The following is a 1,927-nucleotide window of genomic DNA, read 5'->3' as shown; positions in this document are numbered from 1 at the left end:
CAGCCGCGCAAGGCCAGAGTGATGGCTCTCTCACCCTCTATAAACTTACGCTAGAAGATCCAACCGCACTCTGGCATAAACGCCGTAACAGCCGTGTGTTTATGAATAAAAGCGTGCGTGAGGTCAGCGAGATCTTATTTAAAGAATGGCAGAACAAAAGCCCGCTCTTTGCTGCCAGCCTGACTCTGGACTTAACCGGACTGACCCAGGAACTGGATGTGCGTCCTTTTATCATGCAGTCCAATGAAACCGACTATGACTTTTTGACCCGGCTCTGGCGTAGTGAAGGGATTAACTGGCTGATTGATGAAGCCCAGTTACAGGTCGTACATTCCAGCAGCCCGATACAGGCCCAGAAACTGCGCCTGATTGATGACAACAGCCAGTACAGTGCCTTAAACCGCCGCAGCATTCGTTTTCATCGCTCCAGTGCCACCGAACAACTGGACAGCATCACCCAGTTGATTGCCCAGCGCAGCCTGCAACCGACTGCCGTACATCTACAACGCTGGCAGTCGGATAGCCTGAGTCAGGAAGAAGGTGCCGGTTCCGTACAAAGCAAACACCAGCATAGCCATAATCAGGACAATGCCAGCTTAAGTCTGGAACAAGCCTGGCAGATCAGCCCGGCCTGGATGCAGGATTTAAATGGCGAAGACCAGGCCACCGCATCCTCTAATAACCAGCTGGATAAACTGAACCAGAACCTCAGTCACTACAACGACCTGCAATCCAAATACTTCAGCGCCCATTCCACCGTCCGTGATGCCCAGGTTGGCTACTGGTTTGAACTGAATGAACATCCGGAAATTGACCAGCACAGCGCAGCCGACAAAGAATTTCTAATTACCGGCAAACAGTTCTATAACCAGAACAACTTACCTAAAGACCTCAATCAGCAGATTAACCAACTACTCAGCCAGAGCCACTGGCATAGCCATTTTAGTTTTCAACACGAACAACACCCGGATGAACGTCAAGGCAATACCTTAACCCTGCAACGTCGCAACATCCGCACCGTCCCGGAATACCATCCACTACAGCACCGACCAGCAGCCCATCCGCAGCGTGCTCGGGTGGTCGGTCCTGCTGGCGAAAGCATCCATGTCGATGAATGGGGACGGATTAAAGTCCGCTTCCTGTTTACCCGCAGTGATGACCATCAGCATGATGGTGGGGCCGGCAGTAATGACAATGACACCGATTCCGCCTGGGTCGATGTACTGACGCCTTGGGCCGGAGAAGGCTACGGGGCACGTTTCCTGCCACGGATTAATGAAATTGTGGTGATCGACTTCTTTGACGGTAACATCGACCGGCCTTTCGTGGTTGGTCGTTTACATGAAGCAGAACGCTCGCCAACCCAATTCGACCAACAAGGCCAACTACCCGACACCAAAAAACTCAGCGGGATCCGCTCACAGGAAATTGAAGGCAGTGGTTTTAACCAGCTGCGCTTTGATGATACTTCGAAGCAGATCTCTGCCCAGCTGCAAAGCAGCCATGGTGCGACCCAACTGAACCTGGGGAACTTGAGCCATCCCAAAGCCAGCGCTGAAAGTGATGGCCGTGGTGAAGGTTTTGAACTGAGAACCGATCAGTGGGGTGCAGTACGTGCTGGAGAAGGCTTGCTGATTTCCACCCATCCACAGGCACAGGCCGAAGGCAATCATCTCGATGCCAGTGAAGCCAAGAGCCAGCTAGAAAGCAGCTTAAACAACAGTACTGCCCTAAGTGAAGTGGCCAAGAATCAGCAGACCGATCCTTTAGAGGTTTTAGAAAATCTCCAGTCTTTTATTGAAACACTGGCCAATGACGACCCTGCCAAAGCAGATGCCTTTAAGTCTGCGATCATGGTATTGGCTGCACCAAACTCTATTGCCTTAAGTAGTCAGCAAGATGTGCATCTCTCTGCGGATGGTCAGAT

The 1,927-nt window shown here is 51.6% G+C and carries 1 protein-coding gene; it reads left to right on the top strand.

The features are described 5' to 3' along the window. A partial coding sequence (locus FTT89_RS14430; RefSeq protein WP_180007124.1) for a type VI secretion system Vgr family protein occupies positions 1 to 1,927 on the top strand: 1,927 nt, incomplete at both ends.

This window comes from Acinetobacter sp. YH01025, assembly GCF_013420185.1.
Taxonomy (GTDB): domain Bacteria; phylum Pseudomonadota; class Gammaproteobacteria; order Pseudomonadales; family Moraxellaceae; genus Acinetobacter; species Acinetobacter indicus.
This window is presented reverse-complemented; position numbering and strand designations above follow the sequence as displayed.